The sequence below is a fragment of the Arthrobacter sp. AIWTK1 genome, assembly GCF_056680535.1.
Genome location: NZ_CM155287.1, coordinates 1,657,167 through 1,680,676 on the forward strand (window position 1 = coordinate 1,657,167; position 23,510 = coordinate 1,680,676).

The 23,510-nt window shown below is 63.6% G+C and carries 16 protein-coding genes, 3 rRNA genes and 1 pseudogene; 17 read left to right on the forward strand and 3 right to left on the reverse strand.

The window, feature by feature from the left end; all coding sequences use genetic code 11:
• Positions 1 to 5 precede the first annotated feature (5 nt).
• The 9 genes from argB (at position 6) to AC1MDG_RS07635 (ending at position 9,354) form a co-directional block, all read left to right on the forward strand.
• Positions 6 to 953: an acetylglutamate kinase gene (gene argB, locus AC1MDG_RS07595; protein WP_479808426.1), complete on the forward strand. Its 948-nt coding sequence runs from the start codon at positions 6 to 8 to the stop codon at positions 951 to 953.
• Entirely contained in the window at positions 950 to 2,230 is a 1,281-nt protein-coding gene (locus AC1MDG_RS07600) for an acetylornithine transaminase (protein ID WP_479808427.1), read from the forward strand. Before argB ends, AC1MDG_RS07600 begins: the two co-directional genes overlap by 4 nt.
• Positions 2,227 to 3,234, forward strand: coding sequence for an ornithine carbamoyltransferase (argF, locus tag AC1MDG_RS07605; protein ID WP_043480220.1), 1,008 nt, complete (start codon positions 2,227 to 2,229; stop codon positions 3,232 to 3,234). The genes AC1MDG_RS07600 and argF overlap by 4 nt, the downstream gene beginning before the upstream one ends.
• Positions 3,234 to 3,797 (forward strand): arginine repressor, encoded by a 564-nt coding sequence (locus AC1MDG_RS07610; RefSeq protein WP_043480222.1) that lies wholly within the window; start codon positions 3,234 to 3,236, stop codon positions 3,795 to 3,797. Before argF ends, AC1MDG_RS07610 begins: the two co-directional genes overlap by 1 nt.
• 12 nt (positions 3,798 to 3,809) lie before the next feature.
• Positions 3,810 to 5,015 carry an argininosuccinate synthase gene (locus AC1MDG_RS07615; protein ID WP_479808428.1) on the forward strand — a complete coding sequence of 402 codons (1,206 nt, stop codon included), beginning with the start codon at positions 3,810 to 3,812 and terminating at the stop codon, positions 5,013 to 5,015.
• Between the two features lie 5 nt (positions 5,016 to 5,020).
• Positions 5,021 to 6,448: an argininosuccinate lyase gene (argH, locus tag AC1MDG_RS07620; RefSeq protein WP_479808429.1), complete on the forward strand. Its 1,428-nt coding sequence runs from the start codon at positions 5,021 to 5,023 to the stop codon at positions 6,446 to 6,448.
• Positions 6,449 to 6,703: 255 nt separating this feature from the next.
• Positions 6,704 to 7,912, forward strand: a complete 1,209-nt coding sequence (locus AC1MDG_RS07625) for an IS110 family RNA-guided transposase (protein ID WP_479805105.1) — start codon at positions 6,704 to 6,706, stop codon at positions 7,910 to 7,912.
• 133 nt (positions 7,913 to 8,045) lie between these two features.
• Positions 8,046 to 8,585 carry a pyridoxine/pyridoxamine 5'-phosphate oxidase gene (locus AC1MDG_RS07630; RefSeq protein WP_479808430.1) on the forward strand — a complete coding sequence of 180 codons (540 nt, stop codon included), beginning with the start codon at positions 8,046 to 8,048 and terminating at the stop codon, positions 8,583 to 8,585.
• 31 nt (positions 8,586 to 8,616) lie between these two features.
• A complete protein-coding gene (locus AC1MDG_RS07635) occupies positions 8,617 to 9,354 on the forward strand; it encodes a maleylpyruvate isomerase family mycothiol-dependent enzyme (RefSeq protein WP_479808431.1) in 738 nt (245 codons plus the stop codon).
• Between the two features lie 15 nt (positions 9,355 to 9,369).
• Here the strand turns inward: AC1MDG_RS07635 and AC1MDG_RS07640 are convergent, their stop codons facing one another.
• Both AC1MDG_RS07640 and AC1MDG_RS07645 read right to left on the reverse strand, forming a co-directional pair.
• Positions 9,370 to 9,864 (reverse strand): methylated-DNA--[protein]-cysteine S-methyltransferase, encoded by a 495-nt coding sequence (locus AC1MDG_RS07640; RefSeq protein WP_479808432.1) that lies wholly within the window; start codon positions 9,862 to 9,864, stop codon positions 9,370 to 9,372.
• Between the two features lie 45 nt (positions 9,865 to 9,909).
• Entirely contained in the window at positions 9,910 to 11,424 is a 1,515-nt protein-coding gene (locus tag AC1MDG_RS07645) for an AlkA N-terminal domain-containing protein (protein ID WP_479808433.1), read from the reverse strand.
• Positions 11,425 to 11,518: 94 nt separating this feature from the next.
• Here AC1MDG_RS07645 and AC1MDG_RS07650 point away from each other — a divergent pair, with 94 nt between their 5' ends.
• The 7 genes from AC1MDG_RS07650 to rrf all read left to right on the forward strand — a co-directional run bounded on the left by AC1MDG_RS07650 (position 11,519) and on the right by rrf (position 22,663).
• Positions 11,519 to 12,172, forward strand: a complete 654-nt coding sequence (locus AC1MDG_RS07650; RefSeq protein ID WP_479808434.1) for a DNA-3-methyladenine glycosylase — start codon at positions 11,519 to 11,521, stop codon at positions 12,170 to 12,172.
• 80 nt (positions 12,173 to 12,252) lie between these two features.
• Positions 12,253 to 12,810, forward strand: coding sequence for an adenine phosphoribosyltransferase (locus AC1MDG_RS07655; RefSeq protein WP_043480238.1), 558 nt, complete (start codon positions 12,253 to 12,255; stop codon positions 12,808 to 12,810).
• Positions 12,811 to 12,979: 169 nt separating this feature from the next.
• The gene (locus AC1MDG_RS07660) at positions 12,980 to 15,208 is read left to right on the forward strand and encodes a HelD family protein (protein ID WP_479808435.1); all 2,229 of its coding nucleotides are present in this window, start codon (positions 12,980 to 12,982) and stop codon (positions 15,206 to 15,208) included.
• A gap of 100 nt (positions 15,209 to 15,308) precedes the next feature.
• Positions 15,309 to 16,622 carry a tyrosine--tRNA ligase gene (tyrS, locus tag AC1MDG_RS07665; RefSeq protein ID WP_479808436.1) on the forward strand — a complete coding sequence of 438 codons (1,314 nt, stop codon included), beginning with the start codon at positions 15,309 to 15,311 and terminating at the stop codon, positions 16,620 to 16,622.
• A gap of 508 nt (positions 16,623 to 17,130) precedes the next feature.
• Positions 17,131 to 18,654: ribosomal RNA gene (locus AC1MDG_RS07670) — 16S ribosomal RNA — on the forward strand.
• A 555-nt stretch (positions 18,655 to 19,209) separates the two neighbouring features.
• Positions 19,210 to 22,335 (forward strand): 23S ribosomal RNA (locus AC1MDG_RS07675).
• A gap of 211 nt (positions 22,336 to 22,546) precedes the next feature.
• Positions 22,547 to 22,663 (forward strand): 5S ribosomal RNA (gene rrf, locus AC1MDG_RS07680).
• The 16S, 23S and 5S rRNA genes sit together here, the layout of an rRNA operon.
• A gap of 208 nt (positions 22,664 to 22,871) precedes the next feature.
• Here the strand turns inward: rrf and AC1MDG_RS07685 are convergent.
• Positions 22,872 to 23,213, reverse strand: coding sequence for a hypothetical protein (locus AC1MDG_RS07685; protein WP_479809164.1), 342 nt, complete (start codon positions 23,211 to 23,213; stop codon positions 22,872 to 22,874).
• Positions 23,214 to 23,286: 73 nt separating this feature from the next.
• Between AC1MDG_RS07685 and AC1MDG_RS07690 the strand changes: the two are divergent.
• Positions 23,287 to 23,352: pseudogene (locus tag AC1MDG_RS07690) on the forward strand (hypothetical protein); the annotation flags it as partial.
• Positions 23,353 to 23,510: the final 158 nt, after the last annotated feature.

The following is a 23,510-nucleotide window of genomic DNA, read 5'->3' on the forward strand; positions in this document are numbered from 1 at the left end:
GCAGCATGAACACCCAGACACGCGAGACAACCTCTATCGGTCCCGATACAACCAAGGCCGCCCAGGACAAGGCGGGAACCCTGATCGAAGCCCTGCCGTGGATCCAGCGCTTCGCCGGATCCACCATGGTGATCAAGTACGGCGGCAACGCCATGGTCAACGACGACCTGCGCCGGGCGTTCGCCGAGGACGTCGTCTTCCTGCACCACGTGGGCATCCACCCGGTGGTGGTGCACGGCGGAGGGCCGCAGATCAACGCCATGCTCAGCCGCCTCGGCATTGAGTCCGAGTTCAAGGGCGGGTTGCGCGTCACCACACCCGAGGCCATGGACGTGGTCCGCATGGTGCTGACCGGCCAGGTAGGCCGCGAACTTGTGGGCCTGATCAACTCCCACGGCCCCTACGCCGTCGGCATGTCCGGTGAAGACGGCGGCCTGCTGCGCGCCGTCCGCACCGGAACCGTCGTGGACGGCGAGGAAGTTGACCTGGGCCTCGTCGGGGAAGTCGTGGGCGTCAACCCCGAGGGCATCGTGGACATCCTCGCCGCCGGCAGGATCCCGGTGATTTCCACCGTTGCCCCGGAAATATCCGACGACGGATCCACCACCGGGCAGGTGCTCAACGTCAACGCGGACACCGCGGCGGCCGCCGTTGCATCGGCGCTGGGTGCCTCCAAGCTGGTCATCCTGACCGACGTCGAGGGCCTCTACGCGAACTGGCCGGACAAGTCGTCGCTGATCTCGTCCCTGACGGCCTCGGAGCTGCGGGAAATGCTGCCGCGGCTCGAATCGGGCATGATCCCCAAAATGGCCGCCTGCCTGCAGGCGGTTGACGACGGAGTGGAGCGCGCACACATTGTGGACGGCCGCCTGCCGCACTCCATGCTGCTGGAAACATTCACCACCGCCGGAATCGGCACGCAGGTGGTCCCGGACGAGGAAACGAACGTATGAGCCAGATAGAAAAGTCCCCGGTGGTTGAGCTCGTCGAAACCAAAGGCCACACCACAGGAGCCGAATGGCTGGCCCGCTACTCCTCCTCCCTCATGGGAGTCTTCGGCACGCCGCAGCGGGTCCTGGTCCGCGGCGCCGGGTGCCTGGTCTGGGACGCCGACGGCAAGGAGTACCTCGACCTGCTCGGCGGCATCGCCGTGAACGCCATGGGCCACGCCCATCCGTTCGTGACGTCCGTCATCTCCAGCCAGCTGGCCACCCTGGGCCACGTGTCCAACTTCTTCACCAGCCCCACGCAGATTGCGCTGGCCGAAAAGCTCCTGGAACTGGCCAAGGCTCCGGCCGGTTCCAAAGTGTTCTTCGCGAACTCCGGCACCGAAGCCGTGGAGGCCGCCTTCAAGCTGGCGCGCCGCAACTCCGGAGCCGAGGTGTCAGCCGGCCCCGGCGAAACAGTCAAACGGCGCACCAAAATCATCGCGCTCGAGGGTGCCTTCCACGGCCGCACCATGGGCGCCCTGGCGTTGACCGCCAAGGCCGCCTACCGGGCGCCGTTCGAACCCCTGCCCGGCGGTGTTGTCCACATCCCGTTCGGGGACATCGACGCACTCATCGAGGAAATCGATGAAACCACTGCGGCTGTCTTCCTCGAGCCGATCCAGGGCGAAGCCGGCGTCCGGCCGCTGCCCGCCGGTTACCTGAAGGCCGCCCGCGAAGCGACCACGAAGGCAGGCGCGCTGCTGATCCTCGATGAGGTCCAGACCGGCATCGGCCGCACCGGCAAATGGCTGGCCAGCGAAGACGCGGGGATCGTCCCGGACGCAGTGACGCTCGCCAAGGGCCTGGGCGGCGGTTTCCCGATCGGGGCACTGATTACCTTCGGCCCGGAAACGTCCTCGCTCCTCACCGCAGGCCAGCACGGCACCACCTTCGGCGGGAACCCGGTGGCCACGGCCGCCGCGCTGGCCACGCTGCACGCGATCGAGAGCCAGCGCGTCCTGGACAACGTCCGTGCGGTGGGGGAGCACCTCCGCTCGAAGCTGGCGGCAGTCGACGGCGTCACGGAAGTTCGCGGCGAAGGCCTCCTGATCGGCTTTGACCTGGACGCGGACATCGCGCCCGCCGTCGTGGCCGCAGGACTGGACGCCGGCTTCATCGTCAACAGCCCCGGTCCGCGGACCATCCGCCTCGCCCCGCCGCTGATCCTGACGGCCGAACAGGCCGACAGCTTCATCCAGGCCCTGCCCACGCTCCTCCAGACCGCAAAGGATGCCCAGTGACCAGCTCCGCAACAACCCGTCACTTCCTCAAGGACACCGACCTCACTCCTGCAGAACAGGCCGAGGTCCTGGACCTTGCCGTCCGGATGAAAGCCGCACCCTACAGCGTCCAGCCGTTCGCCGCCCAGGGCAGCGGGCGCAAGACCGTTGCGGTCATCTTCGACAAGACGTCCACCCGGACCCGGGTCTCCTTCGCCACCGGCGTGGCGGACATGGGCGGAAACGCCCTGATCATCAACCCGGGTGAGGCGCAGATCGGCCACAAGGAATCCGTGGAGGACACCGCCAAGGTCCTGGAGCGCATGGTTTCCACCATCGTCTGGCGCACCGGTGCACACTCCGGACTGGTGGCCATGGCCGAAAACTCCAAAGTCCCGGTCATCAACGCTTTGTGCGACGATTACCACCCCTGCCAGCTGCTGGCCGACCTGCTGGCCGTCAAGGAACACAAGGGCGAGCTCAAGGGCCTCACCATGAGCTACCTCGGCGACTCCGCCAACAACATGGCGAACTCCTATCTGCTGGCCGGGGTGACCGCCGGGATGCACGTGCGCATTGCTGGGCCGGACGGCTATCTTCCGGCTGCGGAGATCGTCGCTGCCGCGGAGGAACGGGCCGCGGAAACGGGCGGCTCGGTGCTGATCACCACGGACGCCGCCGAAGCGCTCAAGGGGGCCGACGTCGTCGCCACCGACACCTGGGTGTCCATGGGCCAGGAAGCCGAAAAGGAAGCCCGGCTGCAGCTGTTCCGCGACTATTCCGTCGACGAAGCGGCGATGGAACTCGCGGCGCCGGACGCCGTCGTGCTTCACTGCCTGCCGGCGTACCGGGGCTATGAGATTTCTGCCGGGGTCATCGACGGTCCGCAGTCGATTGTCTGGGACGAAGCCGAAAACCGCCTCCACGCCCAGAAGGCGCTGATGGCGTGGCTTATGCACCGGTCCGGCCTGGCCTTCGTGGACGGTCTTTCCCCCGTTGAAGGCACCGGGGAGAGCACGTTCTAGTGTCCACCAACCCTCCGGCGGCTCAGGGCGCAAGCCCCGCCACCAAAACCGCCAGGCTGGCGCGGATTACCGCGATCCTGACCGGCGAATCCGTCCGCTCGCAGGCAGAACTTGCCGCGCTGCTGGCGGACGACGGCGTCCAGGTCACCCAGGCCACGCTGTCCCGCGACCTCGTGGAACTCGGCGCCGTCCGGGTCCGCGGCAAGGACGGCGTGCTGGTGTACGCCGTCCCGGGTGAGGGCGGGGAGCGCGCAGCCAAGGCCGGGGTTACCCAGGAAATCCTCGACGCCCGGCTTGCCCGGCTGTGCGGGGAACTGCTGGTGACTGCCGAAGCATCGGCGAACATCGTGGTGCTCCGGACCCCTCCGGGCGCGGCGAACTTCCTGGCCCTGGCCATCGACCACTCGGTCATGCCATCCATCCTGGGGTCCATCGCCGGGGACGACACCGTGCTGCTGGTTACGCGGGACCCGCAGGGCGGCGCGGACGTGGCCGCCCGCTTCCTGCAGTTCGCCGAAGAAGCCGGCCATAAGCTTGAAGACAACCAAGAACCAAACAACTAAGGAGCATTTGAAGTGACTGAGCGTATTGTGCTGGCCTACTCCGGTGGCCTGGATACTTCCGTAGCGATCGGCTGGATCGGTGAAGCCACCGGTGCCGAGGTCATCGCCGTGGCCGTCGACGTCGGACAGGGCGGCGAGTCGCTGGAGACCATCCGCCAGCGTGCACTGGGCTGCGGCGCCGTCGAAGCCTACGTGGCCGACGCGTCCGATGAGTTCGCCAACGAATACTGCATGCCCACGCTGAAGGCCAACGCCCTCTACCAGGGCCACTACCCGCTGGTCTCCGCGATCTCCCGCCCGGTGATCGTCAAGCACCTGGTCAAGGCCGCCCGCGAATTCGGTGCCACCACCGTGGCGCACGGCTGCACCGGCAAGGGCAACGACCAGGTCCGCTTCGAAGTGGGCATCCAGACCCTCGGGCCTGACCTGAAGTGCATCGCCCCGGTCCGCGACCTCGCCCTGACCCGCGACAAGGCCATCGCCTTCGCCGAGGAAAAGGGACTGCCGATCGAGACCACCAAGAAGAACCCGTACTCGATCGACCAGAACGTCTGGGGCCGCGCCGTCGAAACCGGCTACCTCGAGGACATCTGGAACGCCCCCACCAAGGACATCTACGACTACACCGCCACCCCGGAATTCCCGCCGGCACCGGATGAAGTCACCATCACCTTCGAAGCCGGCGTTCCGGTAGCGATCGACGGCGTCAAGGTCACCCCGCTGCAGGCCATCAAGGAACTCAACCGCCGCGCCGGTGCCCAGGGCGTGGGCCGGATCGACGTCGTCGAGGACCGCCTCGTCGGCATCAAGTCCCGCGAAATCTACGAGGCCCCCGGTGCCATGGCGCTGATCACCGCGCACAGGCACCTGGAGGACATCACCGTCGAGCGCGAACAGGCCCGCTTCAAGGCCACCGTGGGCCAGCGCTGGTCCGAGCTGGTCTACGACGGCCAGTGGTTCTCCCCGCTCAAGCGCTCCCTGGACGCCTTCATCGAGGACACCCAGAAGTACGTTTCCGGTGACATCCGCATGACGCTGCACGGCGGCCAGGCAGTGGTCAACGGACGCCGCTCCGACACCTCGCTCTACGACTTCGATCTCGCAACCTACGACACCGGCGACACCTTCGACCAGTCGATGGCGCGCGGGTTCATCGAGCTGTGGGGCATGTCCGCCAAGGTTGCCTCCGGCCGCGACATCCGCGTCGCAGGAAAGTAGCCCGCGTGGCTGAGCAAAAGTCCGAAGCCACGAACACCGGCGCGCTGTGGGGCGGCCGGTTCGCCGGCGGCCCCGCCGATGCCCTCGCCGCGCTGAGCAAGTCCACGCACTTCGACTGGCGGCTGGCCCGCTACGACATCGCCGGGTCCAAGGCGCACGCCCGCGTGCTGCACAAGGCCAGGCTGCTGGACGACGCCGAGCTGGAAGGCATGCTCGCCGCACTGACGCAGCTGGACGAGGACGTCGCCTCCGGCGCCTACCTTCCGGCCGAATCCGATGAGGACGTGCACGGCTCGCTGGAACGCGGACTGATCGAGCGCGCCGGCACCCAGCTCGGCGGGAAGCTCCGCGCGGGCCGGTCCCGCAACGACCAGGTGGCCACGCTGGGGCGCATGTTCCTGCGCGACCACGCCCGGATCATCGCCCGCGGCGTGCTCGCCACGATCGATGCCCTGATGGAGCAGGCCAAGGCGCACCAGGGCGTGGCCATGCCCGGACGCACGCACCTCCAGCATGCGCAGCCGGTGCTGCTCAGCCACCACCTGCTGGCCCATGCCTGGGCGCTGCTGCGCGATGTGCAGCGGCTGCAGGACTGGGACAAGCGTGCAGGGGTTTCGCCCTACGGTTCCGGTGCGCTTGCGGGCTCCTCGCTGGGCCTGGACCCGGAGGCAGTGGCGGCGGAACTGGGCTTCTTCTCCGCGACCCACAACTCGATCGACGGCACCGCCTCGCGCGACGTCTTCGCCGAGTTCGCCTGGATCACGGCCATGATCGGCGTGGACCTGTCCCGGGTGTCGGAGGAAGTGATCCTGTGGGCCACCAAGGAGTTCTCCTTCGTGACCCTGCACGATTCGTACTCCACCGGTTCCTCAATCATGCCGCAGAAGAAGAACCCGGACGTGGCGGAACTGGCCCGCGGCAAGGCGGGACGCCTGATCGGGAACCTGACCGGGCTGCTGGCCACGCTCAAGGGCCTGCCGCTGGCGTACAACCGCGACCTGCAGGAGGACAAGGAGCCGGTCTTCGACGCCGCCGACACGCTGGAAGTCCTGCTTCCGGCCGTCTCCGGCATGATTGCGACGCTGAAGTTCAACACCGAACGGATGGAGTCGCTGGCTCCCCAGGGCTTCGCGCTGGCCACGGACATTGCCGAATGGCTCGTCCGGCAGGGCGTTCCGTTCCGTGAAGCCCACGAACTCTCCGGTGCTGCCGTGAAGCAGGCCGAAAGCCGCGGAGTCGAGCTCTGGGACCTGACGGACGAGGAATACGCGGCTATCTCGGAGCACCTGACGCCTGAGGTCCGCACGGTCCTGTCCACCGAGGGATCGCTCAACAGCCGCAACTCCCAGGGCGGGACGGCACCCGCCGCCGTCGAACGCCAGCTCGTCGCGCTGGAAGCCGAGCTTGCCGGCGTGCGGGAGTACGCGGGCTGACAGCCAGACGCTCGTTACCTTTTTCGTAGCCCAGTTCTGTTGCAGGATGTGGGTGTGCTTGCCTGACCGGCCCCGGCATGATTATCACGCTCTGTCGTTGGATGATCCTGAGAGTGTTGTCACCGGGGTCCGGGCGGGTGGCAGGGTGACCGCTAATAGGGGCAGGACAGTTTGGGAACGTCGTGCGTAACGTGGGTGCGGGGCTCTGACACCGAGGGTCAGGCTGGCACGAAAGTCAGTGTCCAGGACCGGGAGGTGCGCCAGGTGATCAGGAACCACGAAAACGTTGAAGTGTTCATCGGATTGGATGTCGGCAAGGGCGAGCATCATGCTGTTGCCTTGGACCGGACCGGGAAGAAGTTGCTGGACCGGGCCCTGCCCAACGACGAGACCCGGATCCGGGAGATCCTGGCCGAGCTTGAACACCACGGCCGAATCCTCGTGGTGGTCGACCAGCCCGCGACGATCGGCGCGCTCCCGGTTGCCGTGGCCCAGGCCGCAGGGACGCTGATCGGCTACCTTCCGGGTTTGGCGATGCGCCGGATCGCGGACCTGCACCCCGGGGAAGCAAAAACGGACGCGCGGGATGCGTTTATCATCGCCGACGCCGCCCGCACCATGCCCCATACTCTGCGCTCGGTCCAGCTCGCAGACGAGCAGACCGCCGAGCTGACCATGCTCTGCGGTTTCGATGATGACCTGGCCAAACAGGCCACCGCCACCTCGAACCGGATCCGTGGCCTGCTGACGCAGATCCACCCGGCACTCGAACGCGTCCTGGGACCCCGGCTGGACCACCCCGCGGTCCTGGATCTGCTGCGGACCTGGCCCACACCCGAAGCGCTTCGCCACGCAGGACGGCGCCGGATCGGGAACCGGCTGACCAAGCTCGCGCCCCGGATGGGCGAACGCCTCGCCGATGACATCATCGAGGCCCTGGGCCAACAGAGCGTGACCGTTATCGGCACGAACGCCGCAACCATCGTCCTGCCTGAACTGGCCGGCATGCTCGCCAGGATCCACGAAGGCCGCGCCACCGTCTACACCCAGGTCGAAGACCTCGTGGAGGCCCACCCTCTTCACCAGGTCCTGATGTCTTTGCCGGCCGTCGGCATCAGGACCGCAGCACGGATCCTCACCGAAGTCGCCGGCAAAGACTTCCCCACCGCCGGGCACCTGGCCTCCTACGCCGGCCTGACTCCGGTGACATGGCGCTCCGGGTCCTCCATCCGAGGCGACCGCGCCTCCCGAAGAGGCAACAAAGTCCTCAAACGCACCCTCTACCTCTCCGCATTCGCAGCCCTCAAAGACCCGCTCTCCCGCGCCTACTACGACCGCAAACGAGCCGAAGGCAAACGCCACAACCAAGCCCTCATCGCCCTTGCCCGACGCCGCTGCGACACCCTCTACGCCATGCTCCGCGACGGCTCCCTCTACCAGGCAAAATCACCCGCAGCAGCTTGACAAAAAACATAGGGACACTCTCACTTGTTGCGACCATTTGGCCGGCGCTCTCTCACTTTCCTCAAGAAAGCGAGAGAGCGTTGCCAATGTTCATGCCACAACTGAGAGAGCGTTCTGCGTTTATGGTGGGTGCATGAGCGAATCCTTCCGCCGGTACCTGCGTGCCCTGCCGGATTTCCCTGAGGCCCTGCCGGATTTCGATCCCTCGACAGCCCCGGCAGACCCGGCCGAGCTGTTCCGGCAATGGCTGGCAGAGGCGCTTGCCGCCGGGGAGCCCCAGCCGCATGCGTGCAGCCTGGCTACTGTGGGGGCCAACGCCCAGCCTTCGTCCCGGATGCTGATCCTCAAGGACATTGACGACGACGGCTGGCACATCGCAACCTCCCGCACCTCGCGTAAGGGGAAGGAACTCGCGGCCACTCCGAAGGCGGCGCTGAACTTCTACTGGCCCCTGCAGGGCCGGCAGGTCCGCGTGGCCGGGGGCGTCGTGGAGCTGTCCGCCGAGGCCTCGGCAGCGGACTGGCACGCACGGCCGGGCGCCGACGGCAGCGACAATCCGGACTGGCGGCTCTACGCCGTCCAGCCGCACGAGATTGAGTTCTGGCAGGCCCGCCACGACCGCCGCCATGTCCGCCACCGCTATGGTCCCGGTCCGGAGCGCGGCTCGCGTTAAGAGCGATTAACTGTCCGCTACGATGGCGGGTATGACCGCAATCACACCGGACGCGCTGCTCGCCGAACTCCATAAAGCTGCCGACGTCGTTGCCTCCCAGGCCGGCAAACTCGCCGAAGAAGACGTCACGGCTCCCTCGTTATTGCCCGGCTGGACCCGGGGCCATGTCCTCGCGCACCTCACCGGTATTTCGAACGCCATGGCCCGGCAACTTGAATTTGCCGCCCGCGGAGAGACGGTGGACCTTTATGACGGCGGTTTTGAAGGCCGCACCAAGGCCATCGACATGGCCGCAGGCCACACCCTTTCGCAGCACCGCGCCGATCTGGATTCTGCGCTGGAACGCGCCCTCCGGGCCTTCGATTCGCTGGATGCCGGCGGCTGGCAGGTGCCGATTTCCTATCGCGGCGGAGTGGTGCTGGACGGTGGCTTGGCCCTCTGGCGGGAACTCACGATCCACGCCTCGGACCTGAACACAGGACGTGGCCCGGAAACCTGGAGCCGGCCATTCTGCGAGCACCTGTTCGATTTCCTGGCAGCCCGCGTGCCGGAGGGCCAGCGGTTCGTGCTGCAGTCCCTCGGCCTGCCGCCGGTGACCATCGGCACGGGAATACGGTCCACCGTCATCAACGGCATGCTCACGGACATTGCGGCATGGCTAGCGGGGCGCGAGCCCTCGCTGGGCAGCCTGCGCGCATCTGCCGCTGCCGACGGTGTGGATCTTCCGGAGCTCCTGCCCTGGCCCTCAGGCGTTCCGGCCAGCAAGTAGGGTTGCCGGCCGCAGTCAGCGTTGTTCGCGTCCCAGCAGGCTTTCCTTGACCGCAACCCCCCACCTGAATCCGCCCAGCGTGCCGTCCGTCCGCACCACACGGTGGCACGGCACGAACAGGGCTGCCGCGTTAAAGGCGCAGGCGCTTGCGGCGGCCCGGACAGCTTTCGGGTTCCCGGACAGCGTCGCATACTCGGTGTAGGTCACGGGCCGGCCCGGGCTCACGGTCCGGAGGACATCCCAGGCATGGCTGCGGAACGGTCCCGATTTCTGCAGGACCGGCACACGCATGGCAGGCTCCGGGTCGCCGGCGTAAAAGGCACTGACGGCGTCCGAGATGTCGCCAAGTTCCATGACCGGGACGAACTCATCCGGTAGCAATTCGGGATGGATCTGCCCGGTCAGCTCCGCAGCCTCCGCGGTCCAGCCGGACGCCAGGACGGCGCCGTCGCGGGCAATGATGGTGAACGGACCGTCCGGGGTGGACAGGGTCAGCAGTTGGGCTTTCATTTCGTCGCTTTCGTGGGTTAAATCTTCGGGATTAACTCTTCAGGGTTAACTTGCCGCAATGGCCGGCAAAGCCTGCCGCCTCGGTGTGCGCCTGGAATGCCTGGCGGCAGCACGCCAGAGATGCATGGTGGCATAGGAGCGCCAGGGGCTTGCTTCGGTGAAGTCCGGTGTGAGTTGGCGAGGTTGCCGCCCAGCGGCCTGTCGGTCGCCATCGAGGGCGAGGATGCCGTTGCGCACGGCGGCGTCGTTGGCCAGGAACACATCCGGTGCCCCGAGCACCCGCATGGCAACGTATCCCAGGGTCCACGGTCCCACCCCCGGCAGTGGCAGGAGCTTGGACTGCAGGCTTGCGAGGTCGTCGCCGTAACCGAAGTCCAGGTCCCCGGCGGCCATGGCGGCGGCGGCCGCACGGACGGAGTCGATCCGCCGCTGCGGACCACGCAGCAGGCTGAATCCCGCGTCCGCGATCTGGGCCGCGGTGGGGAAGAGCCGGTGCAGGCCGTCCGCCGGCACCAGGCTCCCGCTTCCGCAGGCGGACAACTGGGTGAGCGCGGTCCGGGCGGCCGCGACCGTGATTTGCTGGCCGATCATGGCCCGGACCAGCAACTCCTGCGGATCCAGAGCACCGGGCATGCGCATGCCCGGGAAGGTCTTGACAGCTGGCGCCAGCCGCGGATCGGCTTCCAGCGCACTGTCGATGGCCACCGGATCGGCGTCGAGGTCCAGGAGCCGCCGGACCCGGCTCAGCAGTGACGGCAGGTCCCTGAGGTCCACCGCCCCGATGGTGAGGATCAGGGGCCGCCCCGGGGCGCCGGCGTCGTACTTCACACTGAAGCGGGCATCAGCATGGGGGAGTCGCAAAGTCCTCGCGTAGGAGGTTGCGGTGCCGGCCTCGATCCCGGGGATGGACCGGACGGCGAGGAAATCGAAGACGCCCGGATCGAACGGTTCACGGTAGGGCAGGTTCAGCGTCAGGGCCGTCGTTGCGGCCGGCGTCCGGTGGTGGCGCGCAGTGCCCCGGAGAGCCGTCGGCGTCATGTCGAAGACCTCGCCGATTGTTTCGTTGAACTGGCGGACGCTGCTGAATCCGGCCGCGAAGGCCACGTCGGCGAGCTTCATCTGCGTGGACACCAGGAGCGTCCGTGCGGTTTGCGCCCTGCTGGCCCGCGCCAGGGACAACGGGCCGGCGCCCAGTTCGTGGCTGAGGATCCGGTTGAGCTGCCGGGATGAGTAGCCGAGCCGAGAGGCCAGCCCCTCCACGCCGTCGCGGTTGATCACGCCGTCGTTGATGAGGCGCATGGCCCGCCCCGCGATGTCCGAACGGAGGTTCCATGCCGGCGTGCCCGGGACGGCTTCCGGCAGGCATCGCTTGCAGGCCCGGTACCCTGCGTCATGGGCCGCCGCGGAGGTTTCATAGAACGTGACGTTCTCCGCTTTCGGCGTCCGGGCCGGGCATGAGGGCCGGCAATAGATGCCCGTGGTCCGGACAGCGGTGTAGAACTGCCCGTCGAAACGGGTGTCGCGGGCATCGATTGCCCGGTACCGCTGCCAGAAGTCCATGGCTCCATCCTGTCAGCTCCGGGAACCCGGTGCTAGCGGAAATCGGACACGGCCGTGGGGTCCGGCTGAAAGCGGTCTTTGTTAAAGTCGATGCATGAGCTCCAGCCCGCCGCGCCCCGGACACGAACATGCCGTGCGGCAGTTGCTTTCCGGGGACGCCCGTCACGTGGCGCCCCTGGTGCTCGGCGCCGTCCTCACCTATGACAGCCCCGAAGGTACGGTTTCCGTGCGGATCACCGAAGTGGAGGCGTACCTTGGCCCGCACGACTCCCTGCACCCGGATCCCGGCTCCCACACCTTCCGCGGACAGACCGGACGCAACAAGCCCATGTTCGGACCGGCCGGGCACCTCTATGTCTACTTCACCTACGGGATGCACTATTGCGCCAATATTGTCTGCGGTCCGCCCGGAACGGCGTCGGCACTGCTCCTGCGGGGCGGAGAAATCGTCGACGGCGAGGATCTGGCACGTACCAGGCGCCCGACGTCGAAATCCTCCAAGGACCTGGCCAGCGGACCCGCACGGCTGGCGACGGCACTGGGACTGACGACGGCGGACAGCGGCCGGGACGCGCTCGCCGAACCGTTCAGGCTGGAGCTGCCGGTGGCGCGGGCACGCGACATCAGCACCGGGCCGCGGGTGGGGGTTTCGGGGGCTGGCGGCAGCCACGTCTATCCGTGGCGGTACTGGCTGACCGGCGATCCCACGGTCTCCCGCTACAAGGCCGCGAAGGCCCGTCCGGCCTAGGTCCGGGCGCTTTAGGTGCCCGGATCATGGCTTAGGGGCCGGATCGTGAAGATTGGCCGCCACCGGCATAGGGTGGATGGGTGAATCAAAGCGAGCCTGGCCAAGCCAGAAGAAGCGTTCCCGTGGACCAGCTGATCAACAGCCTCTGCGCCACGGTGCCGGACTATCCCAAACCCGGAATCATCTTCAAGGACCTGACCCCCGTCTTTGCCAACGGCTCGGCGTTCAGGGCCGTGGTGGAAGCACTCGTCGAGCCGTTCAAAGGACAGTTCGATGCCGTGGCCGGGGTGGAGGCCCGCGGCTTCCTGCTGGCGGCCGCTGCTGCCTACGCCACCGACACCGGTGTGATCACGGTGCGGAAAGCCGGAAAACTCCCTCGCAAGGTGGTCGCGGAGGACTACGCGCTGGAATACGGCACTGCGACGCTCGAACTGCACACCACTGATCTTCCGGCCGGGAGCCGGGTGTTGATTCTCGACGACGTCCTTGCCACCGGCGGAACTCTCGGCGCCGCCACACGGCTGTTTGAACGCTGCGGGGTCCATGTTGCCGGCGTGGGCGTGGTCATGGAACTTGGTGAACTGCGCGGCCGTTCTGCACTCAGCGGCCACCGGGTCCGCTCGCTCATCCGGCTCTGAGGGGTACTCCGGCCCGGAGCCGGCAGCGTCACCGCCGGCCCGGCACCCGGCGCAGCGGCGCAGCGGGGGAGCGGGGTGTGGGAAACCGGGCCACTGAAATGTTTCAGGCGCGTTCATCAAAATGGTTGTAGAATGGACGGTCTGTCTTTTGCGATAGGGGAAAGTCTCGATGCTCGACGCTGATTTGGCCCATGAACGGGACTATGTTGCCGGACTGTATGCCCGCCTTGATGAGTTACGCGAGGAAAAGCGCACTCAGCTTGCCCAGGTCCGCCGTGCCGGTGCCGTGGGAACCATGCAAAATGTTTCCGAAAGGGACGCCTTTGCGGCCCTTTATGAGGACCGCCTTGCCCAGCTGGACGCTGTGGACGACCGGCTGGTTTTTGGCCGCCTCGACCTGGATTCGGGGGAGGCCCAGTACATCGGCCGTATCGGGCTGACCACTGACGACCTCCAGCGGCTCATGGTTGACTGGCGCGCGCCCGAGGCCGGGCATTTCTACCAGGCCACTGCTTTCGACCGCCAGGGCGTGCGCCGCCGGCGCCACCTCATTCTGCAGGGCCGCGAAGTCAAGGCCATTGAAGACGACGTCCTCGACGCCGACATGCTGGCCGACAACGAATCGCTCCAGGGGGAGGGAGCGCTGCTGGCCGCCCTGAACTCCAAGCGCACCGGACGCATGTCCGACATTGTCGGCACCATCCAGTCGGAGCAGGACCGGATCATCCGCTCCTCCATCTCCGGAGCCGTCGTCGTCCAGGGCGGGCCCGGAACGGGCAAGACCGCCGTTGCGCTGCACCGCGCCGCGTACCTCCTCTACACCCACCGTGACCGGCTGAAGACCGCCGGCGTACTGCTGGTGGGTCCGTCGTCGTCGTTCATGAAATACATTGAGCGCGTGCTGCCGTCACTCGGCGAGACGGGCGTGGTCATGGCGAGCGTCGGCCGGCTGATGCCCGGCATAAATGCCGTACCCGAACAGGAAGCGGACGTCGCTGCCGTCAAGGGCAGGCTGGATATGGCCGAGGTGGTTGCCAACGCCGTGACCAACCGGCAGCGCATACCGGCTGAGAACCGGATCCTAGAGGTGGACGGCCGCAAGCTGGTCCTGACTCCCCGCCAGGTGCGCCGGGCCCGGGAAAAGGCCCGCGCCAGCCACAAGCCGCATAACGAGGCGCGCCTGACGTTCGTGAAGATCCTGCTCCGCGAGCTCACCGAGCAGATGACCGAGCTCGTCGAGGCCGGCAGCATCGGCAACAATGCGGACCGTTCGTATCTCGCCGAGGACGTCCGGACTGCCCGCGATGTCCGGATCGCACTGAATCTGTGCTGGATGCCGATGACCCCGGAAAAGCTCATCTCCGAGCTGTTCAGCAAGCCGGCCATCCTGGCAGCCTGCACGCCCCACCTGACTGACGCTGAACGCGCCCTCCTCAGCCGTCCGGCAGACAGTCCCTGGACCGAAGCCGACGTGCCGCTGCTGGATGAAGCCGCCGAACTGCTGGGCGAGCTTGATCCCGCAGCCGGCCGCGGACTGGCCCAGCAGGAGCACGACCGTGCCCGGGACATCGCCAACGCCAAGCAGACCCTGGTGAACATGGAAACCGCCGGGGTCGATGTGCTGATGACGGCCGAGGAACTTGTCGACCAGAACCAGGAACGCGAAGCACGGCTCACCGCCGCGGAACGGGCCACCAGCGACCGCACGTGGGCCTTCGGGCACATCGTTGTCGACGAGGCGCAGGAACTGTCTCCGATGCAGTGGCGGCTGTTGGTGCGGCGTTGCCCGCTCAAGTCGTTCACGATCGTGGGCGACATCGCCCAGACGAGTTCCGTGGCCGGCGCCAAGTCCTGGCAAAGCGCGCTGGAGCCGATGTTCGGCGACCGCTGGCAGCTCGAGGAACTCACGGTCAACTACCGCACGCCCTCCCAGATCGCGGAGGCGGCAGCCCGGATGGCCACCGCCGCCGGCCTGGTGATCTCTGCTCCCAAGGCCGTCCGGGAAGGCCGCTGGTCGCCGATCGTCGACCGCGTCGACGACGGGGCAGTCGTCAGCAGGCTCGTTGAGGTGCTTCCGGACGAGCTGGACGCGCTCGACGGCGGCCTGCTCGCCGTGATTGCCGACGGCGACCTGCTGCCGCAGGCCACTTCGGCACTGCGCGCTGCCTACGGCCGCCGTGTAGGTTCCGGCGCCGGCAGCTACGAGCAGGACATCGTCGTTATCAGCCCGCGGGAAGCCAAGGGCCTGGAGTTCGACGGCGTTGTTGTGCTGGAGCCCTCCATGATGCTCAATCAGGAGCACGGACGCGTCGGGGACCTCTACGTGGCCATGACCCGGCCCACCCAGCGGCTGCGGCTGATCGCAGCTGCACCGGTGCCTGCAGGCATCGAAAGATAATCCCGGGGGCGGGAGGGCCGGATTATCGCGGCCTCCCGCCCGCGGCCCGAGCGCTGTCACGCAGCGCTCGGAGCCGGGCAATCCTGCTAACTTAGATCACGTGTCCCAACTAAATGATCTCGAGTCCCAGCAGAACGATCCGACCTTTGCCAACATCTGGCAAGAGCTCAACTGGCGCGGCCTGGTCCACGTTTCCACTGATGAAGTGGAACTGGAGAAGCTGCTCGCCGGGGACCCGATCACCTATTACTGCGGTTTCGATCCCACCGCACCCAGCTTGCACCTCGGCAACCTCGTGCAGTTGCTTCTGATGCGCCGCCTTCAGCTCGCCGGCCACAGGCCGTTGGGCCTGGTTGGCGGATCCACCGGCCTGATCGGTGATCCGAGGCCGACGGCGGAACGCACCTTGAACACCAAGGACACCGTTTCCGAATGGGTTGGGTACCTCCAGGCCCAGGTCCGGCGCTTCCTGAGCTTTGACGGCGAAAACGCCGCCAGAATGGTCAACAACCTCGACTGGACCGCCCCGCTCAGCGCCATCGACTTCCTTCGCGAAATCGGCAAGCACTTCCGGGTCGGCACCATGCTCCGCAAGGATGCCGTTGCCTCCCGACTCAGTTCGGATGAGGGCATCAGCTACACAGAGTTCAGCTACCAGATCCTGCAGGGCATGGACTACCTTCAGCTCTTCCGTGACTACGGCTGTGTCCTGGAGACCGGGGGGTCGGACCAGTGGGGCAACCTCACCAGCGGCACCGAACTCATCCGCAAGGTTGAAGGCAAGCACGTGCACGCGCTGGGCACGCCGCTCATCACCAATTCGGACGGCACCAAGTTCGGAAAGAGCGAAGGCAACGCCATTTGGCTTGATCCGGAGATGTGCAGCCCCTACGCCTTCTACCAGTTCTGGCTCAACACCGCTGATGCCGACGTTGCCGCGCGGCTGAAGGTGTTCACCTTCCTGACCCGCGCAGAGATCGAAGCCCTGGAAGTTTCGATTGCCGAGCGTCCCTTTGCCCGCGAAGGCCAGCGCAAGCTCGCCTTCGAAGTGACCTCACTGGTCCACGGCGTGGAAGCTACGGAGAAGGTCATCGCCGCCTCCGCGGCGCTCTTCGGCGGCGGTGATCTCGCGGCGCTGGACGAGCAGACCTTGTCGGCCGCGACCGCCGAACTGCCCTCGGCGCGTGTTGACCCGGACGGAATGGGCATCGTGGACCTGCTGGTGGCTTCAGGGCTCTCGGACAGCAAATCGGCCGCCCGCCGGACAGTCGGTGAAGGCGGCGCCTATGTGAACAACACGAAGGTCACCGATCCGGATGCAGTTATTCCTGGCAGCGAACTGCTGCACGGGCGCTACCTGCTTCTGCGCCGCGGGAAGAAGAACCTGGCAACGGTGGAAGTGGCTGCTTCCTAGGGTCGGGCGCTTCCAGGAACTCATGTGCACGCTCCTTTCCGGCCGATTTGCGCGGCCGGGGAGGAGCGTGTAATGTTTTCTGAGTCGCCGCCGCTGAGTGGTGACAAACCCCCTACAAATGAGAAGCAATTCTTCATGCGCAAGTCGCAAAAATGAAAAGTTGCTTCGTATTACGCTGGGCGGATTCACTCCACCAAGTGAACTTCGGAAGAATAACCGGATTTGCAAAGTGGAAATGAATGAAATAAGATGGAAACATCGCAGCGAGGAAATGATAACAAAGAATTCAACGGAATTCAAATTTGTTTGAAAGTACTCGAATGTGTCTGTTGTTTGAGAACTCAATAGTGTGCCAAGTTTGTTGATACCAATTTATTTTATGGATTGGTTGAATGTGCTGGATTGTCCATCCCGTGGATGGTCTGGTGTTTTTGGCTGGTTTCAAATTTTGTGCAGTCTGGTTCCGCGTTTTCCCGTGGTGCCTGGTTGTGTCTGTTTTTGTTTTACTTCAACGGAGAGTTTGATCCTGGCTCAGGATGAACGCTGGCGGCGTGCTTAACACATGCAAGTCGAACGATGATCCCAGCTTGCTGGGGGATTAGTGGCGAACGGGTGAGTAACACGTGAGTAACCTGCCCTTAACTCTGGGATAAGCCTGGGAAACTGGGTCTAATACCGGATATGACTCCTCATCGCATGGTGGGGGGTGGAAAGCTTTTTGTGGTTTTGGATGGACTCGCGGCCTATCAGCTTGTTGGTGAGGTAATGGCTCACCAAGGCGACGACGGGTAGCCGGCCTGAGAGGGTGACCGGCCACACTGGGACTGAGACACGGCCCAGACTCCTACGGGAGGCAGCAGTGGGGAATATTGCACAATGGGCGAAAGCCTGATGCAGCGACGCCGCGTGAGGGATGACGGCCTTCGGGTTGTAAACCTCTTTCAGTAGGGAAGAAGCGAAAGTGACGGTACCTGCAGAAGAAGCGCCGGCTAACTACGTGCCAGCAGCCGCGGTAATACGTAGGGCGCAAGCGTTATCCGGAATTATTGGGCGTAAAGAGCTCGTAGGCGGTTTGTCGCGTCTGCCGTGAAAGTCCGGGGCTCAACTCCGGATCTGCGGTGGGTACGGGCAGACTAGAGTGATGTAGGGGAGACTGGAATTCCTGGTGTAGCGGTGAAATGCGCAGATATCAGGAGGAACACCGATGGCGAAGGCAGGTCTCTGGGCATTAACTGACGCTGAGGAGCGAAAGCATGGGGAGCGAACAGGATTAGATACCCTGGTAGTCCATGCCGTAAACGTTGGGCACTAGGTGTGGGGGACATTCCACGTTTTCCGCGCCGTAGCTAACGCATTAAGTGCCCCGCCTGGGGAGTACGGCCGCAAGGCTAAAACTCAAAGGAATTGACGGGGGCCCGCACAAGCGGCGGAGCATGCGGATTAATTCGATGCAACGCGAAGAACCTTACCAAGGCTTGACATGGGCCGGACCGGGCTGGAAACAGTCCTTCCCCTTTGGGGCCGGTTCACAGGTGGTGCATGGTTGTCGTCAGCTCGTGTCGTGAGATGTTGGGTTAAGTCCCGCAACGAGCGCAACCCTCGTTCCATGTTGCCAGCGCGTAATGGCGGGGACTCATGGGAGACTGCCGGGGTCAACTCGGAGGAAGGTGGGGACGACGTCAAATCATCATGCCCCTTATGTCTTGGGCTTCACGCATGCTACAATGGCCGGTACAAAGGGTTGCGATACTGTGAGGTGGAGCTAATCCCAAAAAGCCGGTCTCAGTTCGGATTGGGGTCTGCAACTCGACCCCATGAAGTCGGAGTCGCTAGTAATCGCAGATCAGCAACGCTGCGGTGAATACGTTCCCGGGCCTTGTACACACCGCCCGTCAAGTCACGAAAGTTGGTAACACCCGAAGCCGGTGGCCTAACCCCTTGTGGGAGGGAGCTGTCGAAGGTGGGACTGGCGATTGGGACTAAGTCGTAACAAGGTAGCCGTACCGGAAGGTGCGGCTGGATCACCTCCTTTCTAAGGAGCACCTACAATCACCCTGCCTCATGTATGTGAGTGTTCGGGGGTTGTCAGGAGTACGCCCGTTGCGCAGACGCTAGTTCTGCGGCGGGTGCTCACGGGTGGAATATCAACGAATAGCGGCCGCATGGTTTTGTCCTTGCCCAGTACGGATGTGCTGCTCTCTTGTGGAGCAGGGTGTCCTGGAACGGCGGGGGCGGAGTTGGTGCGGTTTAGTGTTTGGCACACTGTTGGGTCCTGAGGCAACAGGACCATGGCATGGCCGGTGTTTCCTTTGCGGGAGGCTCCGGTGGTGGTGTGGGTTTTGTTTGTTTCTGGTTTCCCGGCTGCAGCGAGCATGCACTGTTTGGGTGTGTGGGGTGTGTGGTACGGGGTTGTTGTTTGAGAACTACATAGTGGACGCGAGCATCTTTTATAAGAAGCAATTTCCAAGAATATGAACCTGGATCTGGCTGCGCGTGATGATGATTCCTTGTCTTTCGGGGCGGGGGGTGGTTGTTGGGTGTGGTTGGTTTCTGTGGTTCTCTCGAAAATTTCTGATTGATCTTTTGTGGTCAAGTTTTTAAGAGCACACGGTGGATGCCTTGGCATTAGGAGCCGAAGAAGGACGTAGGAATCTGCGATAAGCCTGGGGGAGTCGATAACCGGACTGTGATCCCAGGGTGTCCGAATGGGGAAACCCCGCCAGGGACGCGAGTTACCTGGTGACCCGCATCTGAACACATAGGGTGCGTGGAGGGAACGCGGGGAAGTGAAACATCTCAGTACCCGCAGGAAGAGAAAACAATAGTGATTCCGTTAGTAGTGGCGAGCGAACGCGGATCAGGCTAAACCGTTCCATGTGTGATAGCCGGCGGGCGTTGCATGGTCGGGGTTGTGGGACTTTCCGTTCTGTCTCTGCCGGGACAGTGGGGTGTGATGTGCAGGCATAGGTGAACGGTCTTGAAAGGCCGGCCAGAGAGGGTGTGAGCCCCGTAACCGTAATGTTGTGTACCGCCTGGAGAGTATCCCAAGTAGCACGGGGCCCGAGAAATCCCGTGCGAATCTGTCAGGACCACCTGATAAGCCTAAATACTCCCTAATGACCGATAGCGGACCAGTACCGTGAGGGAAAGGTGAAAAGTACCCCGGGAGGGGAGTGAAACAGTACCTGAAACCGTGTGCTTACAATCCGTCGGAGCCAGTCTGATTCTGGTGACGGCGTGCCTTTTGAAGAATGAGCCTGCGAGTTAGTGTTACGTCGCGAGGTTAACCCGTGTGGGGCAGCCGTAGCGAAAGCGAGTCTGAATAGGGCGTTGCAGTGGCGTGATCTAGACCCGAAGCGAAGTGATCTACCCATGGCCAGGTTGAAGCGACGGTAAGACGTCGTGGAGGACCGAACCCACTTCAGTTGAAAATGGAGGGGATGAGCTGTGGGTAGGGGTGAAAGGCCAATCAAACTTCGTGATAGCTGGTTCTCCCCGAAATGCATTTAGGTGCAGCGTTGCGTGTTTCTTACCGGAGGTAGAGCTACTGGATGGCTAATGGGCCCTACAAGGTTACTGACGTCAGCCAAACTCCGAATGCCGGTAAGTGAGAGCGCAGCAGTGAGACTGTGGGGGATAAGCTTCATAGTCGAGAGGGAAACAGCCCAGACCACCAACTAAGGCCCCTAAGCGTGTGCTAAGTGGGAAAGGATGTGGAGTTGCGAAGACAACCAGGAGGTTGGCTTAGAAGCAGCCATCCTTAAAAGAGTGCGTAATAGCTCACTGGTCAAGTGATTCCGCGCCGACAATGTAGCGGGGCTCAAGTACACCGCCGAAGTTGTGGCATTCACATTTTATCCAAGCCTTTGTGGTTCAGGAGTGTGGATGGGTAGGGGAGCGTCGTGTGGGCAGTGAAGTCGCGGTGTAAACCAGCGGTGGAGCCTACACGAGTGAGAATGCAGGCATGAGTAGCGAAAGACGGGTGAGAAACCCGTCCGCCGAATGATCAAGGGTTCCAGGGTCAAGCTAATCTGCCCTGGGTAAGTCGGGACCTAAGGCGAGGCCGACAGGCGTAGTCGATGGACAACGGGTTGATATTCCCGTACCGGCGAAAAACCGCCCATGCTGAACAGGGGATACTAACCGCCCGAGACCTGACCAATCACCCTTGTGGTGTGCGGTTTTTGGTGGAGCGCGGGACCTGATCCTGGGAGGTAAGCGTATTAACAGGTGTGACGCAGGAAGGTAGCCGAGCCGGGCGATGGTTGTCCCGGTCCAAGGATGTAGGGCGAACGGTAGGCAAATCCGCCGTTCATGATGCCTGAGACCTGACGGGACCCCCGTAGGGGGGGATTCGGTGATCCTATGCTGCCTAGAAAAGCATCGACGCGAGGTTTTAGCCGCCCGTACCCCAAACCGACACAGGTGATCAGGTAGAGAATACTAAGGCGATCGAGAGAATTATGGTTAAGGAACTCGGCAAAATGCCCCCGTAACTTCGGGAGAAGGGGGGCCCCAACCTTGATGGACACATGCTGTCCGGAGGGGATCGGGGCCGCAGAGACCAGGGGGAAGCGACTGTTTACTAAAAACACAGGTCCGTGCGAAGTCGCAAGACGATGTATACGGACTGACTCCTGCCCGGTGCTGGAAGGTTAAGAGGACCGGTTAGCCGCAAGGCGAAGCTGAGAATTTAAGCCCCAGTAAACGGCGGTGGTAACTATAACCATCCTAAGGTAGCGAAATTCCTTGTCGGGTAAGTTCCGACCTGCACGAATGGAGTAACGACTTCCCCGCTGTCTCAACCATAAACTCGGCGAAATTGCAGTACGAGTAAAGATGCTCGTTACGCGCAGCAGGACGGAAAGACCCCGAGACCTTTACTATAGTTTGGTATTGGTGTTCGGAGTGGCTTGTGTAGGATAGGTGGGAGACGTTGAAGCCCGGACGCCAGTTCGGGTGGAGTCATCGTTGAAATACCACTCTGGTCACTTTGGACATCTAACTTCGGCCCGTAATCCGGGTCAGGGACAGTGCCTGATGGGTAGTTTAACTGGGGCGGTTGCCTCCTAAAAAGTAACGGAGGCGCCCAAAGGTTCCCTCAGCCTGGTTGGCAATCAGGTGTCGAGTGTAAGTGCACAAGGGAGCTTGACTGTGAGAGAGACATCTCGAGCAGGGACGAAAGTCGGGACTAGTGATCCGGCGGTACATTGTGGAATGGCCGTCGCTCAACGGATAAAAGGTACCTCGGGGATAACAGGCTGATCTTGCCCAAGAGTCCATATCGACGGCATGGTTTGGCACCTCGATGTCGGCTCGTCGCATCCTGGGGCTGGAGTAGGTCCCAAGGGTTGGGCTGTTCGCCCATTAAAGCGGTACGCGAGCTGGGTTTAGAACGTCGTGAGACAGTTCGGTCCCTATCCGCTGCGCGCGCAGGAAATTTGAGAAGGGCTGTCCTTAGTACGAGAGGACCGGGACGGACGAACCTCTGGTGTGTCAGTTGTACTGCCAAGTGCACCGCTGATTAGCTACGTTCGGATGGGATAACCGCTGAAAGCATCTAAGCGGGAAGCTCGCTTCGAGATGAGATTTCCATACACCTTGTGTGTGAGAGGCCCCCAGCCAGACCACTGGGTTGATAGGCCGGATGTGGAAGCGAGGACTAACGACTCGTGAAGCTGACCGGTACTAATAGGCCGATAACTTACACCACACACCACTGCGTGAACGGCATTCAAAAGACGTTCACACCAAGCACTGGTAAAAAGATAACAAGACTGCTTGCGTCCACTATGTGGTTCCCAACCAACAAACCCGTTGCTTGAGAACCAAAAAACTACATAACAACACCACAACTGCCCTACCAGGCAGAGCATGTTGTAACCACAAAATTTCCCGACCCGCCAGGGTTGTGGAGCAAGGGTTACGGCGGTCATAGCGTGGGGGAAACGCCCGGTCCCATTCCGAACCCGGAAGCTAAGACCCACAGCGCCGATGGTACTGCACCCGGGAGGGTGTGGGAGAGTAGGTCACCGCCGGAACACCATTCAGGTCGAGAGCCCCAACCACACGGTTGGGGCTCTCCCACTTTAACCAAACAACAAAACTTTCACCCCTGTATTTGCATAGCGGTGGCTGTATCGCGAATGAATAACAAGGTTAGAATTTTGCCCTGTATCAAGGACCTTTAAGATATCCTCGGGTTCGGACTGCTGACCGGCTCCACTGTGGCTGCGGCGGCGTTCCTGACTACAACTTTGGGGGAAGTGGTTCGATGAAGCATCGGGGTATCTGGTCTACGGCGGCAATGCTTGCGCTCTGTTTTGCGATGGCGGTTCCGCCGGCCGCTTCGGCCGTAGTTGACCCGCCGTCGCCGACGCTGACGGCGGAGCCGACCACGGTGGCTCCGTCGGCGACATCAACTCCGTCCTCGACGCAGCCGGCGGGGGACCCGACCCTTTCGCCGTCGAACGCCGCCCCTGAAACCATTTCATCTCCGAGCGCCACAGCAACAAATACTGAGGCTCCCGGCAGCGCCTCCCGAACCACTGTTCCGGAGGCCACGGTCTCAACACCCGGACAGGATGCCATCGAGGCAGAATGGCAACGCCTAGGCGGCGCGGCGGGCGCGCTGGGTAATGCCGTCAGCGCAACAGAGTGCGGACTGAGCCAGGACGGATGCCGTCGCCAGTTCCAGAATGGAAAGATTCATTGGACGGCCGGCACGGGTGCATTCGCTACTGCCGGGGACATTGGTGCAGTCTGGGCTGCCCACCAGGAGGAAGCCGGTCGAATCGGGTACCCGGTAGGGTCGGTGGCCTGCCAGCCGAGCCCCTCCATCTGCCAGCAAAGTTTCCAGCGAGGGTTCATCGTTTCGACCGGCGGCGT